The sequence below is a fragment of the Streptomyces sp. NPDC056734 genome, from assembly GCF_042790455.1.
Classification (GTDB): Bacteria; Actinomycetota; Actinomycetes; order Streptomycetales; family Streptomycetaceae; genus Streptomyces.
In genome coordinates this window covers 21,725-41,458 of sequence record NZ_JBHTZD010000038.1, presented here as the reverse complement: position 1 = coordinate 41,458, position 19,734 = coordinate 21,725, and the positions used below count along the sequence as shown (strand labels likewise).

Here is a 19,734-nt window from a genome sequence, read left to right as displayed (position 1 = left end):
CCGTCGAAGGAGCCGCCGCCCCATGACCGTCGCCGAGCCCGTTCCCGTTCCCGTCCCCGCTCCCGCTTCCCTCCCCCCGGCCGCTGTCGCCCCCATGCCTCCGCTCGCCGCCCGGACGCGAGCCGTCGGGGGGTCCCCGGTGCGGGACATCCTCGCCGTGACCGGGCGGCCCGAGGTGATCAACTTCGCGGGTGGGCTGCCCGCGCCCGAGCTGTTCGACACGGAGGGGATCGCGGACGCGTTCCGCGCGGTGCTGGACGAGATGCCCGAGCGCGCCCTCCAGTACGCCACCACCGAGGGCGAGCCCGTGCTACGGGCCGCGCTGGCCGCCCGTATCACCGCGCGCGGCCTCGCCACCGGCGCCGACGACCTGATCGTCACCACCGGATCCCAGCAGGCGCTGTCCCTGCTCGCCACCGCCCTCCTCGAACCCGGGGACGCCGTGCTGGTGGAGGAGCCCTGTTATCTGGCCGCCCTCCAGGCGTTCGGGTTCGCCGGGGCGCGGGTCGTCACGGTGCCCGGGGACGAGCACGGCATCGACCCGGTGTCGCTGGAGGAACTGGTGGTGCGGGAGCGGCCCAAGCTGCTCTACACCGTGCCCACCTTCCAGAACCCCACCGGCCGCACCCTGCCCGCCGACCGCCGGGCCGCCGTCGCGTCCGTCGCCGCCCGGCGCGGGCTGTGGATCGTCGAGGACGACCCGTACGGCGAACTGCGCTTCGAGGGGGAGCGGGTGCCGTGGATCGCCTCCCGCGAGGGCGGTGCCGACCGGGTCGCGCTGCTCGGCTCCTTCTCCAAGGTGATGGCGCCGGGGCTGCGGCTCGGCTGGCTGCGCGGGCCCGCCGCCCTGCTGCGCGCCTGCGCGGTCGCCAAACAGGCCGCCGACCTGCACACCCCGACCGTCAATCAGCTCGCCGCCGCCCGCTATCTCGCCGACCGTGATCTCGACGCGCACGTGGGCAAGGTCGCCGCCGTCTACCGCGAGCGGCGGGACGCCATGCTGGCCGGGCTGCCGGACGCGCTCCCCGAGGGCTCGGTGTGGAGCAGGCCCGAGGGCGGCATGTTCCTCTGGGCGCGGCTGCCGGAGTCGTACGACACGACGGAACTGCTGCGGCGGGTGGTGGCGCACGACGTGGCCTATGTGCCGGGTGCGCCCTTCTACACCGGGGTGCCCGACCGCGCGACCCTGCGGCTGTGCTTCGTGACGCAGACGCCGGAGGAGATCGGGGAGGGGCTGCGGCGGTTGCGGGCCGGGCTCGGCCACTGAGCGGGCCGGGTTGTCCGGTGATCCGCCGCAGCCTCTTCTTGTGGCTCCCGGCTCACTTCACCGGTACGACCCTGACGCTGAACCGGTGGGTGCCCAGTGCCCCCGCGATCCCCAGGAAGAGGTACGCGTAGTGCTCCTGGCCGGCGGCGGCCGAGATGCCGCCGAGGTCCAGCTGGGACTCCTCGGGCCAGCCGAGGTCGGCGAGCAGCGCCGAGGCGATCCGCTTGGCGTCGGGGTCGTCGCCCGACAGGAACTGGGTGCTGGGGGCGGACAGCAGACCTGGGTCGACCATGACGGCCGCGTCCACCGTGGTGAACGTCTTCACCACCCGGACCTTCGGGAACGTCCGCTGGATCTCCTCGCCGAGCGATTCGCCGAGGTGCGAGAGCACCCCCTCGGGGGTGAAGCCGACCGCGATGTCGATCAGCACCTTGCCGCTGAGCGAGTCCTCGCCGAGCCCGGCGAGCAGGGCGACCGACTCGGTGCCGGGAGTGGCGTTCACCAGGACCTCACCGTGGGCGGCGGCGTCCTGGACGGTCGTGGTGGGCAGAGCCAGGCCGCTGCGGGCCCCGGGGTCGCGTGAGCCGAGCCGGACGTCGTGCCCGGCGGTGATCAGACGGGGAGCGAGTGCACGGGCCACATTGCCGGTGCCGAGGATTCCGATACGCATACCGGGACGCTAGGCGCGGGCCACCCCGGCCGGTATCGGGCGGGGGGACCATCGGGGGACCAGGCGGGACCTACGTCCCCGGTCCCCCGGTCTCGGTCCTGCGGTCCGGGCGGGGGGACCATCGTCAGAGCCGGTCGGGGGTGCGGATGCCCAGCAGGGCCATGCCCCGGTGCAGGGTGCGGGCGGTGAGGTCGACCAGGAACAGCCGGTTCTCCGTCTGCTCCGGGGTGTCCGCCTTCAGGACCGGGCACTGGTCGTAGAACGACGTCAGGTGCGACGCCAGCTGGTACAGATACGCGGCCAGCTTGTGCGGCTCGTACGTCCGCGCCGCCTCCAGGACCGTCTCCCCGAACTGGTCCAGATGCAGGCCCAGCGCGCGCTCCGCCGGGGCCAGCGCCAGCTCCGGGTGGGCGGCGGGGCGGGCCTCGCCGGCCTTGCGGAGGATGGACCGGATCCGCGCGTACGCGTACTGGAGGTACACCGAGGTGTCGCCGTTGAGCGAGACCATCTGGTCCAGGTCGAACTTGTAGTCCCGCACGGCGGACGTGGACAGGTCGGCGTACTTCACCGCGCCGACGCCGACCCACCGGCCGTTCTCCTCGATCTCCCGCTCCGACAGGCCCACCTTCCCGGCCTTCTCCCGGACCACGGCCGTCGCCCGGTCCACCGCCTCGTCCAGCAGGTCCTCCAGCTTGACCGTCTCGCCCTCACGGGTCTTGAACGGCTTGCCGTCCTTGCCGAGGACCGTGCCGAACGCCAGCTGGTGCGCCTTGACGTCATCGCTCAGCCAGCCGGCCCGGCGGGCGGTCTCGAAGACCATCCGGAAGTGCAGGGACTGGCGGGCGTCGACCACGTAGAGGAGCGTGTTCGCCTTGAGGTGGAAGACGCGGTCGCGGATCGCCGAGAGGTCGGTGGCCGCGTAGCCGTAGCCGCCGTCCGACTTCTGGACGATCAGCGGGACCGGGTTGCCGTCCTGGCCCTTGATCTCGTCGAAGAACACGCACAGCGCGCCCTCGCTGCGGACCGCGACGCCCGACTCCTCCAGCAGGCGGCAGGTCTCGGCGAGCATGTCGTTGTACCCGGACTCGCCGACGATGTCCGGGTCCCGGACCTCCATGTCCAGCTTCTCGAAGACCGAGAAGAAGTAGATCTTCGACTCGTCCACGAACTTCTGCCAGGTCGCGAGGGTGCGCTCGTCGCCCGCCTGGAGGTCCACCACCCGGCGCCGGGCCCTGGTCTTGAACTCCTCGTCGGAGTCGAACAGCCGGCGGGCCGTCTTGTAGAGGCGGTCCAGGTTGGACATCGCCTGCTCGCCGCTGACCTCGGTGGTTTCGGTGGTTCCGGTGCTTTCGTGGTCCAGTTCGTGCGGGTGCTCGTCCAGGTACTGGATGAGCATGCCGAACTGGGTGCCCCAGTCGCCGATGTGGTGGCGGCGGATCACCTGCTCGCCGCTGAACTCAAGGAGCTGGACCACCGCGTCGCCGATCACCGCGGAGCGGAGGTGGCCGACGTGCATCTCCTTCGCCACGTTGGGCTGGGCGTAGTCGATGACGGTCGTGCCCGGGTGCGGGTCGGTGGGCACGCCGAGACGGCCCGTGTCGTCCGCGTAGCGCGCCGCGAGGGTCCGGGTGATCGCGTGGTCGGCGATCGTGATGTTCAGGAAGCCGGGGCCGGAGACCTCGATGTCCTTGATCACATCGCCGGTGGTGAGGTGGGCGACGACCTGGGCCGCCAGGTCGCGGGGGTTCTGCTTCTGCTTCTTGGCCAGGGCGAGGATGCCGTTGGCCTGGAAGTCGGCTCGGTCGCTTCGGCGCAGCGAAGGGTCTCCGACGGGGGCCGGGAGGGCGGTGGTGATCGCGTCGGTGAGTTGTGTGGTGACGTTGTCGCTGAGGGAGGTGACCGAGGGCATGGGAGGGGTGCCGTTTCTCCTTGATGGGTTGCCTAGACAACGTCATTGTTTCATGGGGGGTGTAGCGGTTATTTCGCTGCGGGCCGGTGGGGGCTGGTCGCGCAGTTCCCCGCGCCCCTGGGGGAGTGGCGGCTGCGCCGCCTACTCCTCCGGCTCCTTCCCGCGTCACCTTCTGGTCGGGCTCGCGTGCTGGAAAAGGCGTTTTCGTCGTTCGGGGCGTTGCTGGGAGAATGGGGGGGCGGTCGGTGTGTGTACCCGGCCTCCTCTGAGTAAGAGATCTGAGTAAAAGAAGGGCGTGCCGATCGTGGGGCAGAGCATCGAGAGCGGGGACTGGGTCTCCCGATTCGCGGATGACGTCATCGAGGAATCGGAGCGTCGGGCCCCTGGCAAACCCGTTGTCGTCGCGTCGGGGCTGTCGCCCTCCGGGCCCATCCATCTGGGGAATCTGCGCGAGGTCATGACACCGCACCTGGTGGCGGACGAGCTGCGGCGGCGGGGGCATCAGGTCCGCCATCTGATCTCCTGGGACGACTACGACCGGTACCGCAAGGTGCCCGCCGGGGTCGCCGGGGTGGACGAGAGCTGGGCCGAGCACATCGGCAAGCCGCTGACCTCGGTGCCCGCGCCGACGGGGTCCCCGTATCCGAGCTGGGCCGAGCACTTCAAGGCGGCCATGGTCGACTCGCTCGCCGAGATGGGCGTGGAGTTCGACGGCATCAGCCAGACGGCCCAGTACACCTCCGGGGTCTACCGCGAGCAGATCCTGCACGCGATGCGGCACCGCGCCGACATCGACGCCATCCTCGACCAGTACCGGACCAAGCCCAAGGCCGCCAAGAAGCAGCAGTCGCAGAAGCCGCTGGACGAGGCCGAGGTGGAGGCCGCCGAGGGATCGGGCGCCGCGGCCGAGGACGACGGCTCCTCCGGCTCCGCCGGGTACTTCCCCTACAAGCCGTACTGCGGCAACTGCGGCAAGGACCTGACGACCGTCACCTCCTACGACGACGCCAGCACCGAGCTGACGTACTCCTGCGGGGCGTGCGGCTTCGCGGAGACCGTCCGGCTCAGCGAGTTCAACCGCGGCAAGCTGGTCTGGAAGGTCGACTGGCCGATGCGCTGGGCCTACGAGGGCGTCGTCTTCGAGCCCAGCGGCGTCGACCACTCCTCGCCCGGCTCCAGCTTCCAGGTCGGCGGGCAGATCGTCGGGATCTTCGGCGGCAAGCAGCCCATCGGGCCGATGTACGCCTTCGTCGGGATCTCCGGCATGGCCAAGATGTCGTCCTCACGCGGCGGCGTGCCCACACCCGCCGACGCGCTGAAGATCATGGAACCGCAGCTGCTGCGCTGGCTGTACGCCCGCCGCCGCCCCAACCAGTCCTTCAAGATCGCCTTCGACCAGGAGATCCAGCGGCTGTACGACGAGTGGGACAAGCTCGACGCCAAGGTCGCCGACGGCTCCGCTCTGCCGGGCGACGCCACCGGGCACGCGCGCGCCGTGGGCACCGCCGCCGGTGACCTGCCGCGCACCCCGCGCCCGATGCCGTACCGGACCCTCGCGTCCGTCGCCGACATCACCGCCGGACACGTGGACCAGGCCCTGCGCATCCTGTCCGAGCTGGACCCCGAGCAGCCGCTGGGCTCGCTGGACGAGGTCCGGCCGCGCTTCGACAAGGCCGAGGCGTGGATCAACACGCAGGTCCCCGCCGACCAGCGGACCATCGTGCGCGACGAGCCCGACAGCGAACTGCTGAAGTCCCTCGACGACCGGGGGCGTGAATCCCTGCGGCTGCTGCTCGACGGGCTCGCCGGTCACTGGTCGCTCGACGGACTGACCCATCTCGTCTACGGCGTCCCGAAGGTCCAGGCCGGATTCCCCGCCGACGCCACGCCCAAGGAACTCCCGGCCGAGATCAAGACCGCCCAGCGGTCGTTCTTCGCCCTGCTCTACCACCTGCTCGTCGGCCGCGACACCGGTCCCCGGCTGCCCACGCTGCTGCTGGCGGTCGGGCAGGAGCGGGTGCGCGCGCTGCTCGGTGAGCAGGAGTAGCGTCCGGCGGCTGTGACGAGGGGGCCTCCGGTGTGTGCCGGACGCCCCCTTCGTCGTACCGGGAAGCCGCGAAGCGCGGAGGCGCTACGCGATGTGCTCGTCCTCCAGCTCCGCCATGTGGCGTTTCTGGAAGCGCAGGACCATGCGTTTGGCGTCCGCGTCCAGGAGGGGGATGCCGGAGGTCGTCTCCACGTCGCTGCTGAACTCGCGTGGGGTGGGGTAGCCGCTGCCGTTGCTGATCGACTGCTTGAAGACCAGGTAGAGGTCGTCCTCCGTGGGCTCGGCGGGGGCGGTGCCGCCGCCCTCGCCCAGTTCGCGGGTACGGCCGGGGCTCACCGGGATGGGGAAGGTGCCGGTGTCCTCCGGGGAGGGCGGGGGGTCCAGGGGGGGTTCCTCGAAACGGGCCGCCTGCTCCTCGTAGCGCTGCTGTTCCTCGTACCACTCCGCGTACTGCTCGACGGGGTTGTAGGTGGGGTCGTACGAGCCGTTGTAGTCGACCTGTTTGGGGGCGACGAACCAGGGGTTGTGGGGGTCCGAGGCGTCGGGGCCTTCGGGGGGTTGGAGGTGCGGGGCCGTGTTCGGGGTGGGGTCCGGGGGGCTGGGGAGTTCTGGGCGCTGCTCGCTGGGAGGTGCCGCCCGCTGTGGGACGGGCGCCGCCCCAGCGGCACTACTGCCCGCAGCTACGGCGGAGGCGGGCGGCAGTAGTTCCGGCGGTGGGGGTATCAGTGCTGGTTCTATTCCTGCTGCTGCCAGGCCCGCTGGGGCCGTGTCCGCCAGGGGGACGCCGTACTTGGCGAGGCGCAGCGGCATCAGGGATTCGACCGGGGCCTTGCGGCGCCAGGCCCGGCCGTAGCGGGAGCGGAGGCGGGCCTGGTAGACCAGGCGTTCCTGCTCCAGCTTGATCACCTGGTCGTAGCGGCGCAGCTCCCAGAGCTTCATGCGGCGCCAGAGCAGGAACGTGGGGATCGGGGAGAGCAGCCAGCGGGTGAGGCGGACGCCCTCCATGTGCTTGTCGGCGGTGATGTCCGCGATCCGGCCGATCGCGTGCCGGGCGGCCTCCACCGACACCACGAACAGGATCGGGATCACGCCGTGCATGCCCACGCCCAGCGGGTCCGGCCAGGCCGCCGCGCCGTTGAAGGCGATCGTCGCCGCCGTCAGCAGCCATGCCGTCTGGCGCAGCAGGGGGAAGGGGATGCGGATCCAGGTCAGGAGCAGATCCAGTGCCAGCAGGACGCAGATGCCCGCGTCGATGCCGATCGGGAAGACGTAACTGAAGTTCCCGAAGCCCTTGTCGAGGGCCAGTTCACGGACCGCCGCGTAGGAACCCGCGAAGCCGATGCCCGCGATGATCACGGCACCGAAGACGACCACGCCTATGAGAACGCGGTGCGTCCGTGTCAGCTGAAGTGGCGCGGCCACCCGTACTCCCCTTCCACTGCTTGTCGTTGCGCGGGCAACAGAGTGGCACATGTGAGCGAAGGACGGGTGGCCGGTCTCCGGTTCGTGACTACTCCGACGTCAGGTCTGGGAGGACGAAGACGTGGAAGAGGGGGAGGAAGGGGACTTCTCGGAGGGGGAGGGCGAGCCGGACGGGGTGGTGCCCTCGGCGTTCGCCTTCGTCACCGATGCCACCGCCTCCTTCGCCGCCGCCTTCGCGTCCTTCAACAGCTCGTCCGCGTCGGGGGTCTTGTCGCCCGCGAGACCGGCGCCGTTGTAGTCGAGCGTGACGACCACGTTCTCGATGCGGGCGACGACCGTCTGCTGCTTGAAGTCGCCCTCCTCCTTCTTCAGGTCGTAGCGCACGGCCGTCGCCTGCTCGCCGGTGCCGGTCAGCGGCTCCGCCTTCACGCTCTTCGCGTCCTGAATCGACTGGGCGTCCGCGACCTGCTGCTCGAAGTACTCCCGAGCGAGTTCATCGCCCGCGCCGCGCGTGACGTCCGACTCGAAGCGCAGCAGCGAGACATTCAGCCAGCGGAACTGGGAGCCGTCGACGCCGTTGTTGTCGAGGCTGCTCCAGGAGCAGCTGGCCCGGGTCGTGATGTCGCTGGACGAGCCCTCCTTGCCCTTGACGCCCTCCGGCACCAGGTCTTCGAGGGTCTTGCCCGTCAGCACGGCACAGGACTCGGGCAGTTGGCCGTACGCCGCCGCCTGCACGGTCGGGGACGGGCTCGCGGAGGGGGACGCGCTGTCGGACGGCTTCTGCGCGTCGTCGCCGCCGTCGTCGGAGCCGCCGGAGCAGGCCGCCGCCAGCAGCATCACGGGTACGGCCGCCGCCCCGAACAGGACCCTGGTCACCCGCCCGGCCCGCTTCTGACTCCGGTCGGCTCGCTGTGCTCGTCGCTGCATGGGCTGCGTGGTTCCTTCACTCATGACGCTTGTGCTTCCTGCCATCGGATCGGGGTCCGAGGGGCCACGGTACGCGGTGAAGAACCTGTGTGGACCGGGTTCGGCCGCTTCGCGGGGAAGGGTCGGGCAAGGGTGTGGAACGCGTCACAGGTCGTCAGCCGGACAGGGAATCCGCCAGCTGTGAGGCGAGATTCCGGGCCCTGTCCTGCATTTCCTCGCTGTCGGGGACCGTCCCGACGGTGGCCGGCTGCTCCTCGTACTCGATCGTCACGATCACGTTCGACGTGCGGAACGCCACAGTCACCTTGCGCTGCTCGCCCGTCGAACCGGAGTCGCTGAGCGCGTCGTCGACGAACGCCTCGTCCCCGAGGTCGTCGAGCGTGCGGGGCTGGAGGTCCGTGGGTGAGGAGGAGGGGGAGGGGGACGACGTGTCCGACGGGGAGGGGGTGGGGGCGGTGGTGGACGGGGTCGAGGAGGGGGACGGGGAGGTGTTCGACGGGGAGGGCGGGGGGGCGCTCGACGGTTCCGGGAGGTCGGCGGCCAGTTGCTTGGCGGCGAAGAGCTGCTCGGCCTGGGTGGCGTCGCTGACCGTGGAGTCGTACGACACCACGCGCTCGAAATCGACCAGGAGATGGTCCGTCGCGGTGGCCGACTCGACCTTCCAGCGGCAGCCGACCTTGCGGTCCGTGTCGTACGTCAGGGTGGCCTCGCCCTCGTACGCCACCTCGCGCTGCTGCTCGTCGGTGACCTCCTGGAGGCCGGGCAGGAGGGAGTCGAGGGTGTCGTCGGCGACCACGCCGCACGGTTCGGGGAGGGTGCGGTAGCGGCCGGGCTCGGCGGCGGCGGTGGCGGTGCCGGGCTCGCCGGGGTTGGCGTTGTCGGACTCGCCGGTGTCGCCGGAGCCGCCGGTGCAGCCGGCCAGCAGGGCCGCGAGGAGTGCGGCGACGCCGGGTACGTACGCCTTCCGCTGCACGGTCAGGCTCCTCTCGACGGGGGTGATACAGGGGGGTGAGGGGGCGGGGCTCCAGTGTCCCCGCTGGTTATTCGCTTGCTGCGCGGGGGTGGTCACTGGGGACAATGTGTATCGCACGCCGAGCCGTGAACGCCGGTCCGCTGTCCCTTTCCTAGACCTTGGCGCCGGTTTTGCGATCTGAGTCTTTTGTGGTTTTTCGGGGGTTGGGGGATGGAATGGCGTATGTAGAGATGCCGGGGGCGAAGGTATCCATCCGGATGTGGGCCGACCTTGGGTCTGTTGAGGGCGGTGCGAGGCAGCAGCGGTTCATTTGCGCCAAGGGGTAGGTGCTGGGCGCGGTCGTGGTGGCGCGCGCCCAGCTCTGTGCCGTCAGTCAGGCAGCGGCACTACCCCTTGGAGCAGATTCCAACGACGTTTCTGGCAGGGACTCCTGGAGAAGCCGAGCGCCGTAGCCGCTTCGGCGATGGTGGGTGCCGCGAGAAGGACACGGTCCATGTCGGCGGTCCATTCGATGCGGGGCGGCCTGGGCTTGGAGTCTGGCGGACGAACCCAGCGGGCCAGGAATTCCGCGGTGGTCCGCTTCCGCTCCAGAGACAGGCACCCGGGGTAGTAGAGATGGGCCGCCAGTCGCTGGGCGTTCTCCGTCACGTACCGGATGTTGTAGACGCCGTCACGGCTGTTGCGCTTCAGGGTTCGGTGGGCTCCCGTGAGATCCACGACATAGGAGGTCGTGAACTCGCCGATGGCCGTGCTCTTCGTCGTCAGCGCGACGAAGGGAAGACCCGGCTCGGTGAAGCCGACGGAGCCGTCCGCGTCGATGACGCCTCGCAGATAGTCCCGTGCCGAGAATTCGCCGCAGGGTGGGGCGACCTTGTCGGACTTTCGGCCGTAGGGCAGCCCGAGCTCATTGATTTTCGTCCGCGCTTCGAGAGAGCAGAGACTCCAGGTGGCGGAGGTGTGGCAGTCGGAGAAGTTCGTGGAGCGTGTTCGCTCGGTGATACTGCTGTAGTACGGCGTCAGCTCTTGGAACCGGCGTAGCAGATAAGTGTCCCCGGCGGTGATTTCGACGGACAAGCTGCCCTTCCGCCCCGCACCCTGCCGTAAGTGCCCGTCCGCCTGTAGGAAGCCGAACATGTACGCGTACTCGGGGACCGTCAGGTCCATGAACTCGCGGGCGCCGCTAGGCTCGCACTCAGCCATCAGGAAGTTGTTCCTTCCATACTGGTCAGGCCCTCGCACGGGATGCTGGTCCCGTACGAGGGCCGTCGGTTCGATGTTGTGGCGCGAGCCTAGATCGTCAGTTCAGCCGCCGTTCGGGTGATCGAGAGCGTTCACCCCTGGGGGTTACTTGGGCTCCCGGTACAGCTTCGTGTTCGAGGCCTGGGCCCTGGGGCGGACCACCAGCAGGTCGATGTTCACGTGGCTGGGGCGGGTGACCGCCCAGGTGATGGTCTCGGCCACGTCGTCGGCCGTCAGGGGGTCGGCCACGCCCTCGTAGACCTTGGCGGCGCGCTCGGTGTCGCCGGCGAAGCGGGTCAGGGCGAACTCGTCCGTCTTGACCAGGCCGGGCGCGATCTCGATGACCCGGACCGGGCGGCCGACGATCTCCAGGCGCAGGGTCTCGGCGAGGACATGGGCGCCGTGCTTGGCGGCGGCGTAACCCGCGCCGCCCTCGTAGGTGCCGTGGCCGGCCGTGGAGGTGAGCACGACCACCGTGCCGTCGCCGCTCGCCTCCAGCCGGGGGAGCAGGGCCTGGGTGAGATGGAGGGTGCCCAGGACGTTCGTCTCGTACATCTGGCGCCAGTCGGCCGGGTCGCCGCTCTCCACCGGGTCCAGGCCCAGCGCGCCGCCCGCGTTGTTCACCAGGACGGCGATCGTCTTGAACGCGGTCGCGAACTCGTCCACGGCCGCGCGGTCGGTGACGTCCAGCGGGTAGGAGGTGGCTTCGCCGCCGGCTGCCGTGATCTCCTCCGCCAGCGCCTCGATGCGGTCCTTGCGGCGGGCGGTGAGGACCACGCGGTAGCCGGCCGCCGCCAGCTGACGGGCCGTCGCCGCGCCGATTCCGCTGCTGGCGCCGGTCACGATCGCGATGCGGGAGGGGGACATGGGTGCTCCTGGAGGATGGCGTGGTGCGTGTGCGGTTCTGGTCAAGGATAGGAAGGGTGAAGGGGAGGGTGAGGGTGAGGGGGAGAAGGGCCGGGGCGGTCCCGTCAGCGTCCCCTCGGCCTCCGTCAGGCTCCCTCGGCCTCCGTCGGCCTCCCTCAGCTTCCGTTGCGCGGCGCCCACATGATGACGGCCATGCCCGCCAGGCAGATCGCCGCGCCCGTGAGGTCCCAGCGGTCGGGGCGGTAGCCGTCCGCCACGGCGCCCCAGGCGATCGAACCGGCGACGAAGATGCCGCCGTACGCCGCCAGGATGCGGCCGAAGTGGGCGTCGGGCTGGAAGGTGGCGACGAAACCGTAGGCGCCCAGGGCGAGGACCCCGCCGGTGACCCAGAGCCAGCCGCGTTGTTCGCGGTACCCCTGCCAGACCAGCCAGGCGCCCCCGATCTCGAAGAGGGCGGCCACGACGAACAGGGCGGCTGAACGCAGGACGAGCATGGGGGCAGCCTCGCATGAGGGGGTGGCGTGGTGACGAGGGGTGGGCGGGGGTGGACGTGAGGGGACGTGGGGGGACGTGGGCGCGGGATCACCTGTTGGACGGCGACTGGCCGGGCGCGCTGCGTGGGATATGTACCGGTATCGTCGTTTTGTGGTGCCGATCGGGTGAGTGGGTGGTTCCGCGTGGTGGTGCAGTGGGTGCGGGGCGGGCTGGTGGCGGGGCTCGTCGCGGCCGGGGTGGTCGTGCAGGGCGCCTCGCCCGGTGCGGCCGCCGACGCCGGGCAGGCCGAGGCCGATCTCGCCTATCACGGGGCGGCTCTGATGAGCGCGGGCCGGGTCGATGTGCGGTTCGTACCGCGTAATCACGGGCCCGCCGATGTGTCCGACGCGACCGTCCGGCTGACCTGGTCCGCGCCGCTCGCCGACCGGCAGGAACTGCCCGCCGGGTGTGCCCGTTCGGGGGAGCGGGTGCTGCTGTGCCGTACCGGGGCGCTCGCCGCCGGTGAGGTGGGGCAGGCGGTCGGGCTGCGGGTCTGGCTGCGGGCGGCGCCGACCGAGGTGCTGATGGAGTTCGACACCGTGTGGGGCGGCGGGGCGGTGGACCGGAACCGGGACAACGACCGGCAGCGGGTGCTGGTGCTCGACACCGGGGACACCTACTACTTCTGACGTCCTGCTTCTGACGTCGCTCCCGGCACCGGGGACGCCTGCCGCTCCTGACGTCCAGGACGTCCAGGACGTCCACTACAGGTACAGGGAGCTGAGTGGCATGCGTGCTGTCGTGGTGACGGAGTTCGGCGGGCCCGAGGCGGTCCGGGTCGTGGAGACGCCCGTGCCCGAGCCGGGGGACGGGCAGGTGCGGATCAAGGTCGGCGCCGCCGCGCTCAACCCGGTGGACGCCGCCGTGCGGGCCGGTGCCTTCGGTGGCCCGAGCGGTGGTGCGACGACCGGGTTCGGCTGGGACGCGGCCGGGACCGTGGACGCCGTCGGCGCGGGCGTCGGGTGGCGGCCCGGGGAACCGGTCGTGGCCCTGCACACCGGCGCGGTCAAACCGCTGGGGACGCACGCGGAGTACGTCGTCGTGGACGCCGGCGAGGTCGCGAAGGCGCCCGCCGGGGTGGACGCCGTACACGCGGCCACGCTGCCGCTGAACGCCCTGACGGCCGCCCAGGCCCTGGATCTGCTGGGGCCCGGGTGGGCGGGCTCACTGCTGGTGACCGGGGCCGCCGGAGCGGTCGGCGGGTACGCCGTGCAGCTCGCCGCCCATCGCGGGACACCGGTGACCGGGTGGGCCCGCCCGGCCGACGAGGATCTGGTGCGCGCGCTGGGCGCGTCCGGGTTCACGACCGGCGGCGAGGGTTCCTACGACGCCGTGCTGGACGCCGCCGCTCTCGGCGGGGCCGCGCTGGAGCGGGTGCGGGACGGCGGTGTGTACGTCGGGGTGCTGCCCGGCAGCGAGCCGGAGCCGGTACGCGGGGTGCGGACCGCCGCCGTCGCCGTGGCGGCCGACGGGGCACGGCTCGCGGAACTGGTCCGGCTGACGGACGACGGGGCGCTGACCCTGCGGGTCGCCGCGACCTACCCCCTGGCCGACGCCGCGAAGGCGCATGAGCGGCTGGCGGAGGGCGGGGTACGGGGGCGGATCGTGCTGGTGCCCTGAGGGAGCGGGCGGGGGACTCACGCCGTGGGCCCACGGCCGCCCTCGCGCTACTCCGGCCCCGCGTTCGCCGCGTACGTCGTCGGGGTCACCCCGACCGTGCCGGTGAAGTCCCTGACCAGGTGGGCCTGGTCGGCGTAGCCGAGGTCGGCCGCCAGGGTGGCCCAGTCGACGTGCCGGCGGGTGCCGGCCAGTTCCAGGGCCTCGTGGATGCGGTAGCGGAGGATCACCCACTTGGGGGCGACGCCGACGTACGCCGCGAAGAGGCGTTGCAGGGCCCGTACGGACAGGTCCGCCAGGTCGGCGAGGTCGGTCACCCGGCGGACCGTGCGGTCGGCGCGGACGCGCTGGACCAGGTCGGCGGCGAGGTCGGCCTGGGGGTCGGGCTCGGGGGCGAGGGCGAGAAGGAAGGAGTCCAGGGCGGCGAGGCGGCGGTCGGTGGGGTCAGTCGCACCGGGGGTTTCGGGGGTCCTTGGGGCCTGGAGGGCCTGGGGGGCCTCGGGGGTCGTCAGGGTGCGGGCCATGGCCTCGGTCGCCGCCGGGAAGACCGACTCCGCCGGGAGCACCTTTCCCGTCCAGTGGGTCGCCGGGATGCCCGGGGTGTACGGGCGGAAGCCGCCGGGGCGGAACTTCACCCCGCACACCCGGCCCCGGCCGGTCAGCTTGCGGGTGTAGAGGCCGGTCGGGATGCCGGTCAGCTCGGCGTGGGGCGGGCCCTCGGCCTCGTCCCACTGGAAGGTCAGGTTGACCGACGGGTGCGGGACGATGTGCGTGGCGTACGGCTCGGGCAGGTCCCAGTCGATCAGCCAGTACCGCTCCACATGGCGGCGCAGCTCGGGCGCGGGCAGGTGGCGGCGGAACCGTACGCGGGTCAGCAGCCCGGCCGGGTCGACGATCCCGCGGGTGTCGCGGTGGCGGGGTGCGGCGGCCATGTCCCGGATCGTACGGCCGGTCCGCCGGTGTGTGCCCTTGTCCGTCGGCGTGTGTCGTTGTCCGTCGGTGTGTGCCGTTGTCCGTCGCGTTTCTTCAAGCCGGGGGCGGGTCCGGTTCCTACCGTCGGGGCATGGACAGCGAGAGTGTGAACGCGGGTGCGGTGGGTGCGTACGGCATCGGGGAACTGCTGGGCAGGGCGCGGGAGCGGGCCGTACCGGTGGTGCGGGGGCTGCCCGACGCGGTGCTGGGCGCGCCCACGCCCTGTGCCCAGTATGACGTGAAGGCGCTGGTCAACCATGTTTTCCAGGTGGTCGTGGAGTTCCAGAAGCTGGCGGCCAAGGGGGCCGCTGACTTCTCCGGGGCGGTGCCCGACCTGGTCGGCGGGGAGCCGGGGTGGCGGGAGCGGTTCGTGACGGAGACGGACCGGCTGGTGGCGGCCTGGGCGGCGCCGGGCGCGGAGGAGGGCACGGCGGGGGCCTGGGAGATGCCCGCGCGGGTGGTGGGGTCGATGGTGCTGCTGGATCTGACCGTGCACATGTGGGATCTGGCGCGGGCCATGGGCGGGGACTACCCGGTGGACGAGGGGCTGGCGCCCGTCGTGGCGCAGCTCACCGTGACGGTGGAGGGGCTGGCGCCGACCGCGCGGGCCTCGGGGGTGTTCGGGGAGCCGGTGGAGGTGGGCGAGGACGCCACGGCCTTCGAGCGGCTGCTGGGGCGGACGGGACGGGATCCGTACTGGCGGCCGGCGGGGATCGGTGGCCGGTAATCCGGCCGGGCGGCGGGCCGGGGGTAGGCCGGGAACGGGCCGGGCCGGACATTGGGCCGGTAACGGGCCGGACATCGGGCGGGGCGAGGGCCGGACATTGGGCGGGGCGAGGGCCGGACATCGGGCCTGGCGCGGGCCGGACATTGGGCCGGGAATAGCCGACAGGAGGTCATGGTTCTCCGGGTATAGTTGAACCGTAAACAACCTGGAGGGTGTGAGCGACCATGCAGTTCGGGATCTTCAGCGTCGGGGATGTCACCCCGGATCCGACCACGGGACGGACGCCGACCGAGCGCGAGCGGATCAAGGCCATGGTCGCCATCGCGCTCAAGGCCGAGGAGGTGGGCCTGGACGTGTTCGCGACCGGCGAGCACCACAACCCGCCCTTCGTGCCGTCCTCGCCGACGACCATGCTCGGCTACATCGCCGCCCGCACCGAGCGGCTGATCCTGTCCACGTCCACCACGCTGATCACCACCAACGACCCGGTGAAGATCGCCGAGGACTACGCGATGCTCCAGCACCTGGCCGACGGGCGCGTCGACCTGATGATGGGCCGCGGCAACACCGGACCGGTCTACCCCTGGTTCGGGCAGGACATCCGCCAGGGCATCAACCTCGCCGTCGAGAACTACGCCCTGCTGCGCAGGCTGTGGCGCGAGGACGTCGTCGACTGGGAGGGCAAGTTCCGCACGCCGCTCCAGGGCTTCACGTCCACCCCGCGGCCCCTGGACGACGTACCGCCGTTCGTCTGGCACGGCTCGATCCGCTCGCCGGAGATCGCCGAGCAGGCCGCCTACTACGGCGACGGCTTCTTCCACAACAACATCTTCTGGCCGGCCGACCACACCAAGCGGATGGTCGAGCTGTATCGCAGGCGCTACGCGCACTACGGGCACGGCACGCCGGAGCAGGCCATCGTCGGGCTCGGCGGACAGGTCTTCATGCGGGCCCGGTCGCAGGACGCGGTGCGCGAGTTCCGGCCGTACTTCGACAACGCGCCGGTCTACGGGCACGGGCCCTCCCTGGAGGACTTCACCGAGCAGACCCCGCTGACCGTGGGCTCGCCGCAGCAGGTGATCGAGAAGACGCTGGGCTTCCGCGAGTACGCCGGTGACTACCAGCGCCAGCTGTTCCTGCTGGACCACGCCGGGCTGCCCCTGAAGACCGTCCTGGAGCAGCTCGACCTGCTCGGCGAGGAGGTCGTGCCGGTGCTGCGCAAGGAGTTCGCGGCGGGCCGGTCGGCGCAGGCGCCGGAAGCGCCCACGCATACGTCACTGGTGGCGGCGGCGAAGGCCGCCAGGGCCGCAGCTGGGACCGAGAAGGAGGTGAGCGCCGTATGAGGCTCGTCGTCGTGTCGGCGGGGCTGAGCGTTCCGTCGTCCACGCGGCTGCTGGCGGACCGGCTGGCGGCGGCGGTCGTGAAGGCCGCCCCGCCCGCCGCCCCGGTGGACGTGCGGGTGGTGGAACTGCGGGAGCTGGCCGTCGAGATAGCGCACCACTTCACCAGCGGGTTCCCCGGCCGGAAACTGGCCGAGGCGCTGGACGCGGTGACGCGCGCGGACGGACTGGTCGTGGTCACGCCGGTGTTCACGGCGTCGTACAGCGGGCTGTTCAAGTCGTTCTTCGACGTGCTGGACAAGGACGCGCTGGACGGGAAGCCGGTGCTGATCGCCGCGACCGGTGGTACGGCCCGGCACTCGCTGGTGCTGGATCACGCGCTGCGGCCGCTGTTCTCGTATCTGCGGGCCGTGGTCCTGCCGACCGGGGTCTACGCGGCCTCGGAGGACTGGGGCGCGGAAGGGCTGGACGAGCGGATCGAGCGGGGCGGCGCGGAACTGGCCGCGCTCATGGCGGGCCGGTCGGCGCGGACCGGGGACACGGTCACGGAGTCGGGGCGGCCGTCGGTGAGCGGGCGCTCGCCCGAGCGGAGTCCGGCGGCGCTGACGGACACGGCGTTCGAGGTGATCCCCTTCGAGCAGCGGCTCGCTGCGCTGGCGGAGGGGTGAGGCCGGGAGACGCCGGGGCCGGTGGCCGGTGAGACGCCGGTGACCGGTGACCGGTGAGGCGCCGGTGCCGGTGCCGGTGTCGGTGGCCGGTGACGTCGGTGTTCGTGACCGGGTGAGAGGCGAGTAAGAAGGCAGCCCCGCGGGCGCATGACAAGGTGTGCGCCCCCGGGGTTTTGTCACACTGGGTCCGTGGCTCCCACTGTGCTTCTCGCCGAGGACGACCGTGCTATCCGACATGCCCTGGAGCGTGCCCTCACCCTGGAGGGCTACCGGGTCACCGCGGTCGCCGACGGGGTGGAGGCGCTGGCCAGCGCCCATCGCACCCCACCGGACGTCCTGGTGCTGGACGTGATGATGCCCGGCATCGACGGCCTCCAGGTCTGCCGGGTGCTGCGCGCCGAGGGCGACCGGACGCCGATCCTGATGCTGACCGCGCTGGTGGAGACCCAGGACCGGATCGCCGGCCTGGACGCGGGCGCCGACGACTACGTGGTCAAGCCGTTCGACGTGGAGGAGGTCTTCGCGCGGCTGCGGGCGCTGCTGCGGCGGACGAGCGGGGGCGAGGGCAACGGGGAGCGGGGCGGTGGCGGCGGTGGCGGTGCGGAGGGCGCGGAGGGCGCGACCGGTACCGGTGCCGGTGCCGGTGCCGGTGCCGTGGCGGCCGTCGGCCCCGGTGGGACGGCCGCCGGTCCTGCCGAGGCCGCCGCACCCGGCGTATCCGGCGGAGCCGACCGCTCCTCCGCCATCGCCGCCCGGCAGCTCACCGCCGCCGGGCTGCGGATGGACCCCGAGGCCCGCCGGGTGTGGCGCGGGCAGCGGGAGCTGGAGCTGACCCGGACCGAGTTCGAGCTGCTGGAGCTGCTGGTCCGCAACGAGGGGATCGTCCTCGACCACACCACGATCTACGACCGTATCTGGGGCTACGACTTCGGGCCCGGCTCCAAGAATCTCGCCGTCTACGTCGGCTATCTGCGCCGAAAGCTGGACCAGCCGGGCGCCCCGCAGCTGATCCACACGGTCCGCGGGGTGGGCTATGTGCTCCGGGAGGACTGAGTGTGCCTCGGCCGCCCCGGGCGGCTGACCCGGCTGCTGTCGTTGCGGACCACGTTCGCGGTGTCGTTCGCGCTGGTCGCCGCCGCCGTGACGATCCTGGTCGGGTTCCTGTCCTACAGCTCCGCCGCGGGCCTGCTGCGGGTCGACAAACAGTCCATCTTCGACGAGGTGGTCAGCGACCTCCAGGGTGAGGTGCGCGAGCAGCGGATGACCCCGCTGGACTTCTCCTCCTCGGCGCCCGGTCATGATCTGGTGCGCCCGGCCCGTACGGATGTGCAGGTCCTGGGGCCGGACGGCGGTGTCGTCGACAAGGGCAGCCCCGGGCTGCCGGTGACCGGCGATGACCGGGAGATCGCGGGGGCGGCGGACGCCGGGCGGCTCGTCGTGCACAAGGACATCGACGTCGGCGGCGATGTGTACCGGATAGCCACCGTCGCCCTGGGCGACGGGCGGGGCGCGGTGCAGGTGGCGCAGGAGTTCAGCGACACCGAGGATCTGCTGCGCAACCTCCAGCAGCGGACCCTGCTGCTGATGATGGCGGTGGTGACCGCCGCCGGGCTGTTCGGCTGGTGGCTGGCCCGGCGGATCACCCGACGCCTGGTGATGCTCACCTCCGCCGCCGAGGCGGTCGCCCGCACCCGGCGCCTGGGCATCGACGTACCCGTGGCCGGGAGCGACGAGGTGGGACGGCTGGGCCGGGCCTTCGACCGGATGCTGGGCCGGCTCGCCCAGTCGGAGGACGATCAGCGGCGGCTGGTGCAGGACGCCGGGCACGAACTGCGCACCCCGCTCACCTCGCTCCGTACCAATATCTCCCTGCTCCGCCGGATCGACGAACTGCCGCCCGGCGCCCGGGAGGAACTGGTGACCGATCTCGGTGACGAGGCACGGGAGCTGACCGACCTGGTGAACGAGCTGGTGGACCTCGCCGCCGGGCAGTCCGACACCGAGCCGCCGCACCGCGTCGACCTCGCCGAACTCGCCGAGGACGTGGCGGGGGCTACCCGGCGGCGCACCGGGCGGCCGATCGTGGTGCGGGCCAGCGGCGACACGTCGGCCCTGGGCCGGCCGCAGATGCTGACCCGGGCGCTGACGAACCTGGTCGAGAACGCGGCGAAGTTCGACCGGGGCGGGAGCACGCCGATCGAGATCGTCGTCGCGGGTCCCGCGCGGCCCGGCACCGTGCAGGTGGAGGTGCTGGACCGGGGGCCGGGCGTCGCGGACGCCGATCTCCTGCGGATCTTCGACCGCTTCTTCCGCGCCCCCGACGCCCGGGCGCTGCCGGGGTCGGGGCTCGGCCTGTCGATCGTGCGGGAGGTGGCGCTGGCGCACGGGGGAGCGCCGTTCGCCCATCGCCGGGAGGGCGGGGGGTCGGTCATCGGGTTCACGGTGAGCGGGGGGCTGGGGGAGGAGGACGGGGGTGGGGAGGAGGAGTGACGCCGGGGGGTGGGTGGGGGTGTTCCACGAGGGGGAGGCGGGGGTGTTCTACGACGGTGAGGGTG

At 71.7% G+C, this 19,734-nt stretch carries 18 protein-coding genes; 9 read left to right on the top strand and 9 right to left on the bottom strand.

What is annotated here, in order from left to right:
• Positions 1-22 precede the first annotated feature (22 nt).
• Positions 23-1,267, top strand: coding sequence for a PLP-dependent aminotransferase family protein (locus ACFRFC_RS36085; protein ID WP_382680193.1), 1,245 nt, complete (start codon positions 23-25; stop codon positions 1,265-1,267).
• A 52-nt stretch (positions 1,268-1,319) separates the two neighbouring features.
• Here ACFRFC_RS36085 and ACFRFC_RS36080 read toward each other — a convergent pair whose 3' ends face one another.
• Both ACFRFC_RS36080 and argS read right to left on the bottom strand, forming a co-directional pair.
• Complete coding sequence (locus ACFRFC_RS36080; RefSeq protein ID WP_382680194.1) at positions 1,320-1,937, bottom strand: NADPH-dependent F420 reductase; 618 nt, start codon at positions 1,935-1,937, stop codon at positions 1,320-1,322.
• A 124-nt stretch (positions 1,938-2,061) separates the two neighbouring features.
• Entirely contained in the window at positions 2,062-3,846 is a 1,785-nt protein-coding gene (argS, locus tag ACFRFC_RS36075; protein ID WP_382680195.1) for an arginine--tRNA ligase, read from the bottom strand.
• Positions 3,847-4,141: 295 nt separating this feature from the next.
• Between argS and lysS the strand changes: the two genes are divergently transcribed.
• Positions 4,142-5,893 carry a lysine--tRNA ligase gene (gene lysS / locus ACFRFC_RS36070; RefSeq protein WP_382680196.1) on the top strand — a complete coding sequence of 584 codons (1,752 nt, stop codon included), beginning with the start codon at positions 4,142-4,144 and terminating at the stop codon, positions 5,891-5,893.
• An 84-nt stretch (positions 5,894-5,977) separates the two neighbouring features.
• Here the strand turns inward: lysS and ACFRFC_RS36065 are convergent, their stop codons facing one another.
• The 6 genes from ACFRFC_RS36065 to ACFRFC_RS36040 form a co-directional block, all read right to left on the bottom strand.
• Complete coding sequence (locus ACFRFC_RS36065; protein WP_382680197.1) at positions 5,978-7,315, bottom strand: DUF2637 domain-containing protein; 1,338 nt, start codon at positions 7,313-7,315, stop codon at positions 5,978-5,980.
• 99 nt (positions 7,316-7,414) lie between these two features.
• Positions 7,415-8,266: a DUF3558 family protein gene (locus ACFRFC_RS36060; RefSeq protein WP_382680198.1), complete on the bottom strand. Its 852-nt coding sequence runs from the start codon at positions 8,264-8,266 to the stop codon at positions 7,415-7,417.
• A gap of 130 nt (positions 8,267-8,396) precedes the next feature.
• On the bottom strand, positions 8,397-9,215 hold the full coding sequence (locus tag ACFRFC_RS36055; RefSeq protein ID WP_382680199.1) for a DUF3558 domain-containing protein: 819 nt from the start codon (positions 9,213-9,215) through the stop codon (positions 8,397-8,399).
• A gap of 369 nt (positions 9,216-9,584) precedes the next feature.
• Positions 9,585-10,415 (bottom strand): hypothetical protein, encoded by an 831-nt coding sequence (locus tag ACFRFC_RS36050; protein WP_382680200.1) that lies wholly within the window; start codon positions 10,413-10,415, stop codon positions 9,585-9,587.
• A 144-nt stretch (positions 10,416-10,559) separates the two neighbouring features.
• Positions 10,560-11,321, bottom strand: a complete 762-nt coding sequence (locus tag ACFRFC_RS36045) for an SDR family NAD(P)-dependent oxidoreductase (RefSeq protein ID WP_382680201.1) — start codon at positions 11,319-11,321, stop codon at positions 10,560-10,562.
• 155 nt (positions 11,322-11,476) lie between these two features.
• On the bottom strand, positions 11,477-11,815 hold the full coding sequence (locus tag ACFRFC_RS36040; protein ID WP_382680202.1) for a YnfA family protein: 339 nt from the start codon (positions 11,813-11,815) through the stop codon (positions 11,477-11,479).
• Between the two features lie 165 nt (positions 11,816-11,980).
• On the opposite strand from ACFRFC_RS36040, the gene ACFRFC_RS36035 reads away from it, so the two are divergent.
• Positions 11,981-12,484, top strand: coding sequence for a hypothetical protein (locus ACFRFC_RS36035; protein WP_382680203.1), 504 nt, complete (start codon positions 11,981-11,983; stop codon positions 12,482-12,484).
• 100 nt (positions 12,485-12,584) lie between these two features.
• Positions 12,585-13,475, top strand: a complete 891-nt coding sequence (locus ACFRFC_RS36030; RefSeq protein WP_382680204.1) for an NADP-dependent oxidoreductase — start codon at positions 12,585-12,587, stop codon at positions 13,473-13,475.
• A gap of 47 nt (positions 13,476-13,522) precedes the next feature.
• Here the strand turns inward: ACFRFC_RS36030 and ACFRFC_RS36025 are convergent, their stop codons facing one another.
• Positions 13,523-14,404: a DUF6597 domain-containing transcriptional factor gene (locus ACFRFC_RS36025; RefSeq protein ID WP_382680205.1), complete on the bottom strand. Its 882-nt coding sequence runs from the start codon at positions 14,402-14,404 to the stop codon at positions 13,523-13,525.
• Positions 14,405-14,535: 131 nt separating this feature from the next.
• On the opposite strand from ACFRFC_RS36025, the gene ACFRFC_RS36020 reads away from it, so the two are divergent.
• From ACFRFC_RS36020 to ACFRFC_RS36000, 5 genes are all read left to right on the top strand, one after another.
• Positions 14,536-15,171, top strand: coding sequence for a TIGR03086 family metal-binding protein (locus tag ACFRFC_RS36020; protein ID WP_382680206.1), 636 nt, complete (start codon positions 14,536-14,538; stop codon positions 15,169-15,171).
• Positions 15,172-15,395: 224 nt separating this feature from the next.
• On the top strand, positions 15,396-16,514 hold the full coding sequence (locus tag ACFRFC_RS36015) for an LLM class flavin-dependent oxidoreductase (protein WP_382680207.1): 1,119 nt from the start codon (positions 15,396-15,398) through the stop codon (positions 16,512-16,514).
• Positions 16,511-17,179, top strand: a complete 669-nt coding sequence (locus ACFRFC_RS36010) for an FMN reductase (protein ID WP_382680208.1) — start codon at positions 16,511-16,513, stop codon at positions 17,177-17,179. Before ACFRFC_RS36015 ends, ACFRFC_RS36010 begins: the two co-directional genes overlap by 4 nt.
• Positions 17,180-17,368: 189 nt before the next feature.
• On the top strand, positions 17,369-18,232 hold the full coding sequence (locus ACFRFC_RS36005) for a response regulator transcription factor (RefSeq protein ID WP_382680209.1): 864 nt from the start codon (positions 17,369-17,371) through the stop codon (positions 18,230-18,232).
• A complete protein-coding gene (locus ACFRFC_RS36000; RefSeq protein ID WP_382680210.1) occupies positions 18,233-19,669 on the top strand; it encodes an ATP-binding protein in 1,437 nt (478 codons plus the stop codon).
• The last annotated feature ends 65 nt before the right edge of the window (positions 19,670-19,734 follow it).

Excerpts from the sequence above, each read along its gene's own strand:
- ACFRFC_RS36060 (WP_382680198.1), bottom strand. The coding sequence starts at position 8,266 with ATGAGTGAAGGAACCACGCAGCCCATGCAGCGACGAGCACAGCGAGCC.
- argS (WP_382680195.1), bottom strand. The coding sequence starts at position 3,846 with ATGCCCTCGGTCACCTCCCTCAGCGACAACGTCACCACACAACTCACC.
- ACFRFC_RS36030 (WP_382680204.1), top strand. The coding sequence starts at position 12,585 with ATGCGTGCTGTCGTGGTGACGGAGTTCGGCGGGCCCGAGGCGGTCCGG.
- ACFRFC_RS36025 (WP_382680205.1), bottom strand. The coding sequence starts at position 14,404 with ATGGCCGCCGCACCCCGCCACCGCGACACCCGCGGGATCGTCGACCCG.
- ACFRFC_RS36050 (WP_382680200.1), bottom strand. The coding sequence starts at position 10,415 with ATGGCTGAGTGCGAGCCTAGCGGCGCCCGCGAGTTCATGGACCTGACG.
- ACFRFC_RS36015 (WP_382680207.1), top strand. The coding sequence starts at position 15,396 with ATGCAGTTCGGGATCTTCAGCGTCGGGGATGTCACCCCGGATCCGACC.
- ACFRFC_RS36010 (WP_382680208.1), top strand. The coding sequence starts at position 16,511 with ATGAGGCTCGTCGTCGTGTCGGCGGGGCTGAGCGTTCCGTCGTCCACG.
- ACFRFC_RS36040 (WP_382680202.1), bottom strand. The coding sequence starts at position 11,815 with ATGCTCGTCCTGCGTTCAGCCGCCCTGTTCGTCGTGGCCGCCCTCTTC.
- ACFRFC_RS36085 (WP_382680193.1), top strand. The coding sequence starts at position 23 with ATGACCGTCGCCGAGCCCGTTCCCGTTCCCGTCCCCGCTCCCGCTTCC.
- ACFRFC_RS36080 (WP_382680194.1), bottom strand. The coding sequence starts at position 1,937 with ATGCGTATCGGAATCCTCGGCACCGGCAATGTGGCCCGTGCACTCGCT.
- ACFRFC_RS36045 (WP_382680201.1), bottom strand. The coding sequence starts at position 11,321 with ATGTCCCCCTCCCGCATCGCGATCGTGACCGGCGCCAGCAGCGGAATC.
- ACFRFC_RS36020 (WP_382680206.1), top strand. The coding sequence starts at position 14,536 with ATGGACAGCGAGAGTGTGAACGCGGGTGCGGTGGGTGCGTACGGCATC.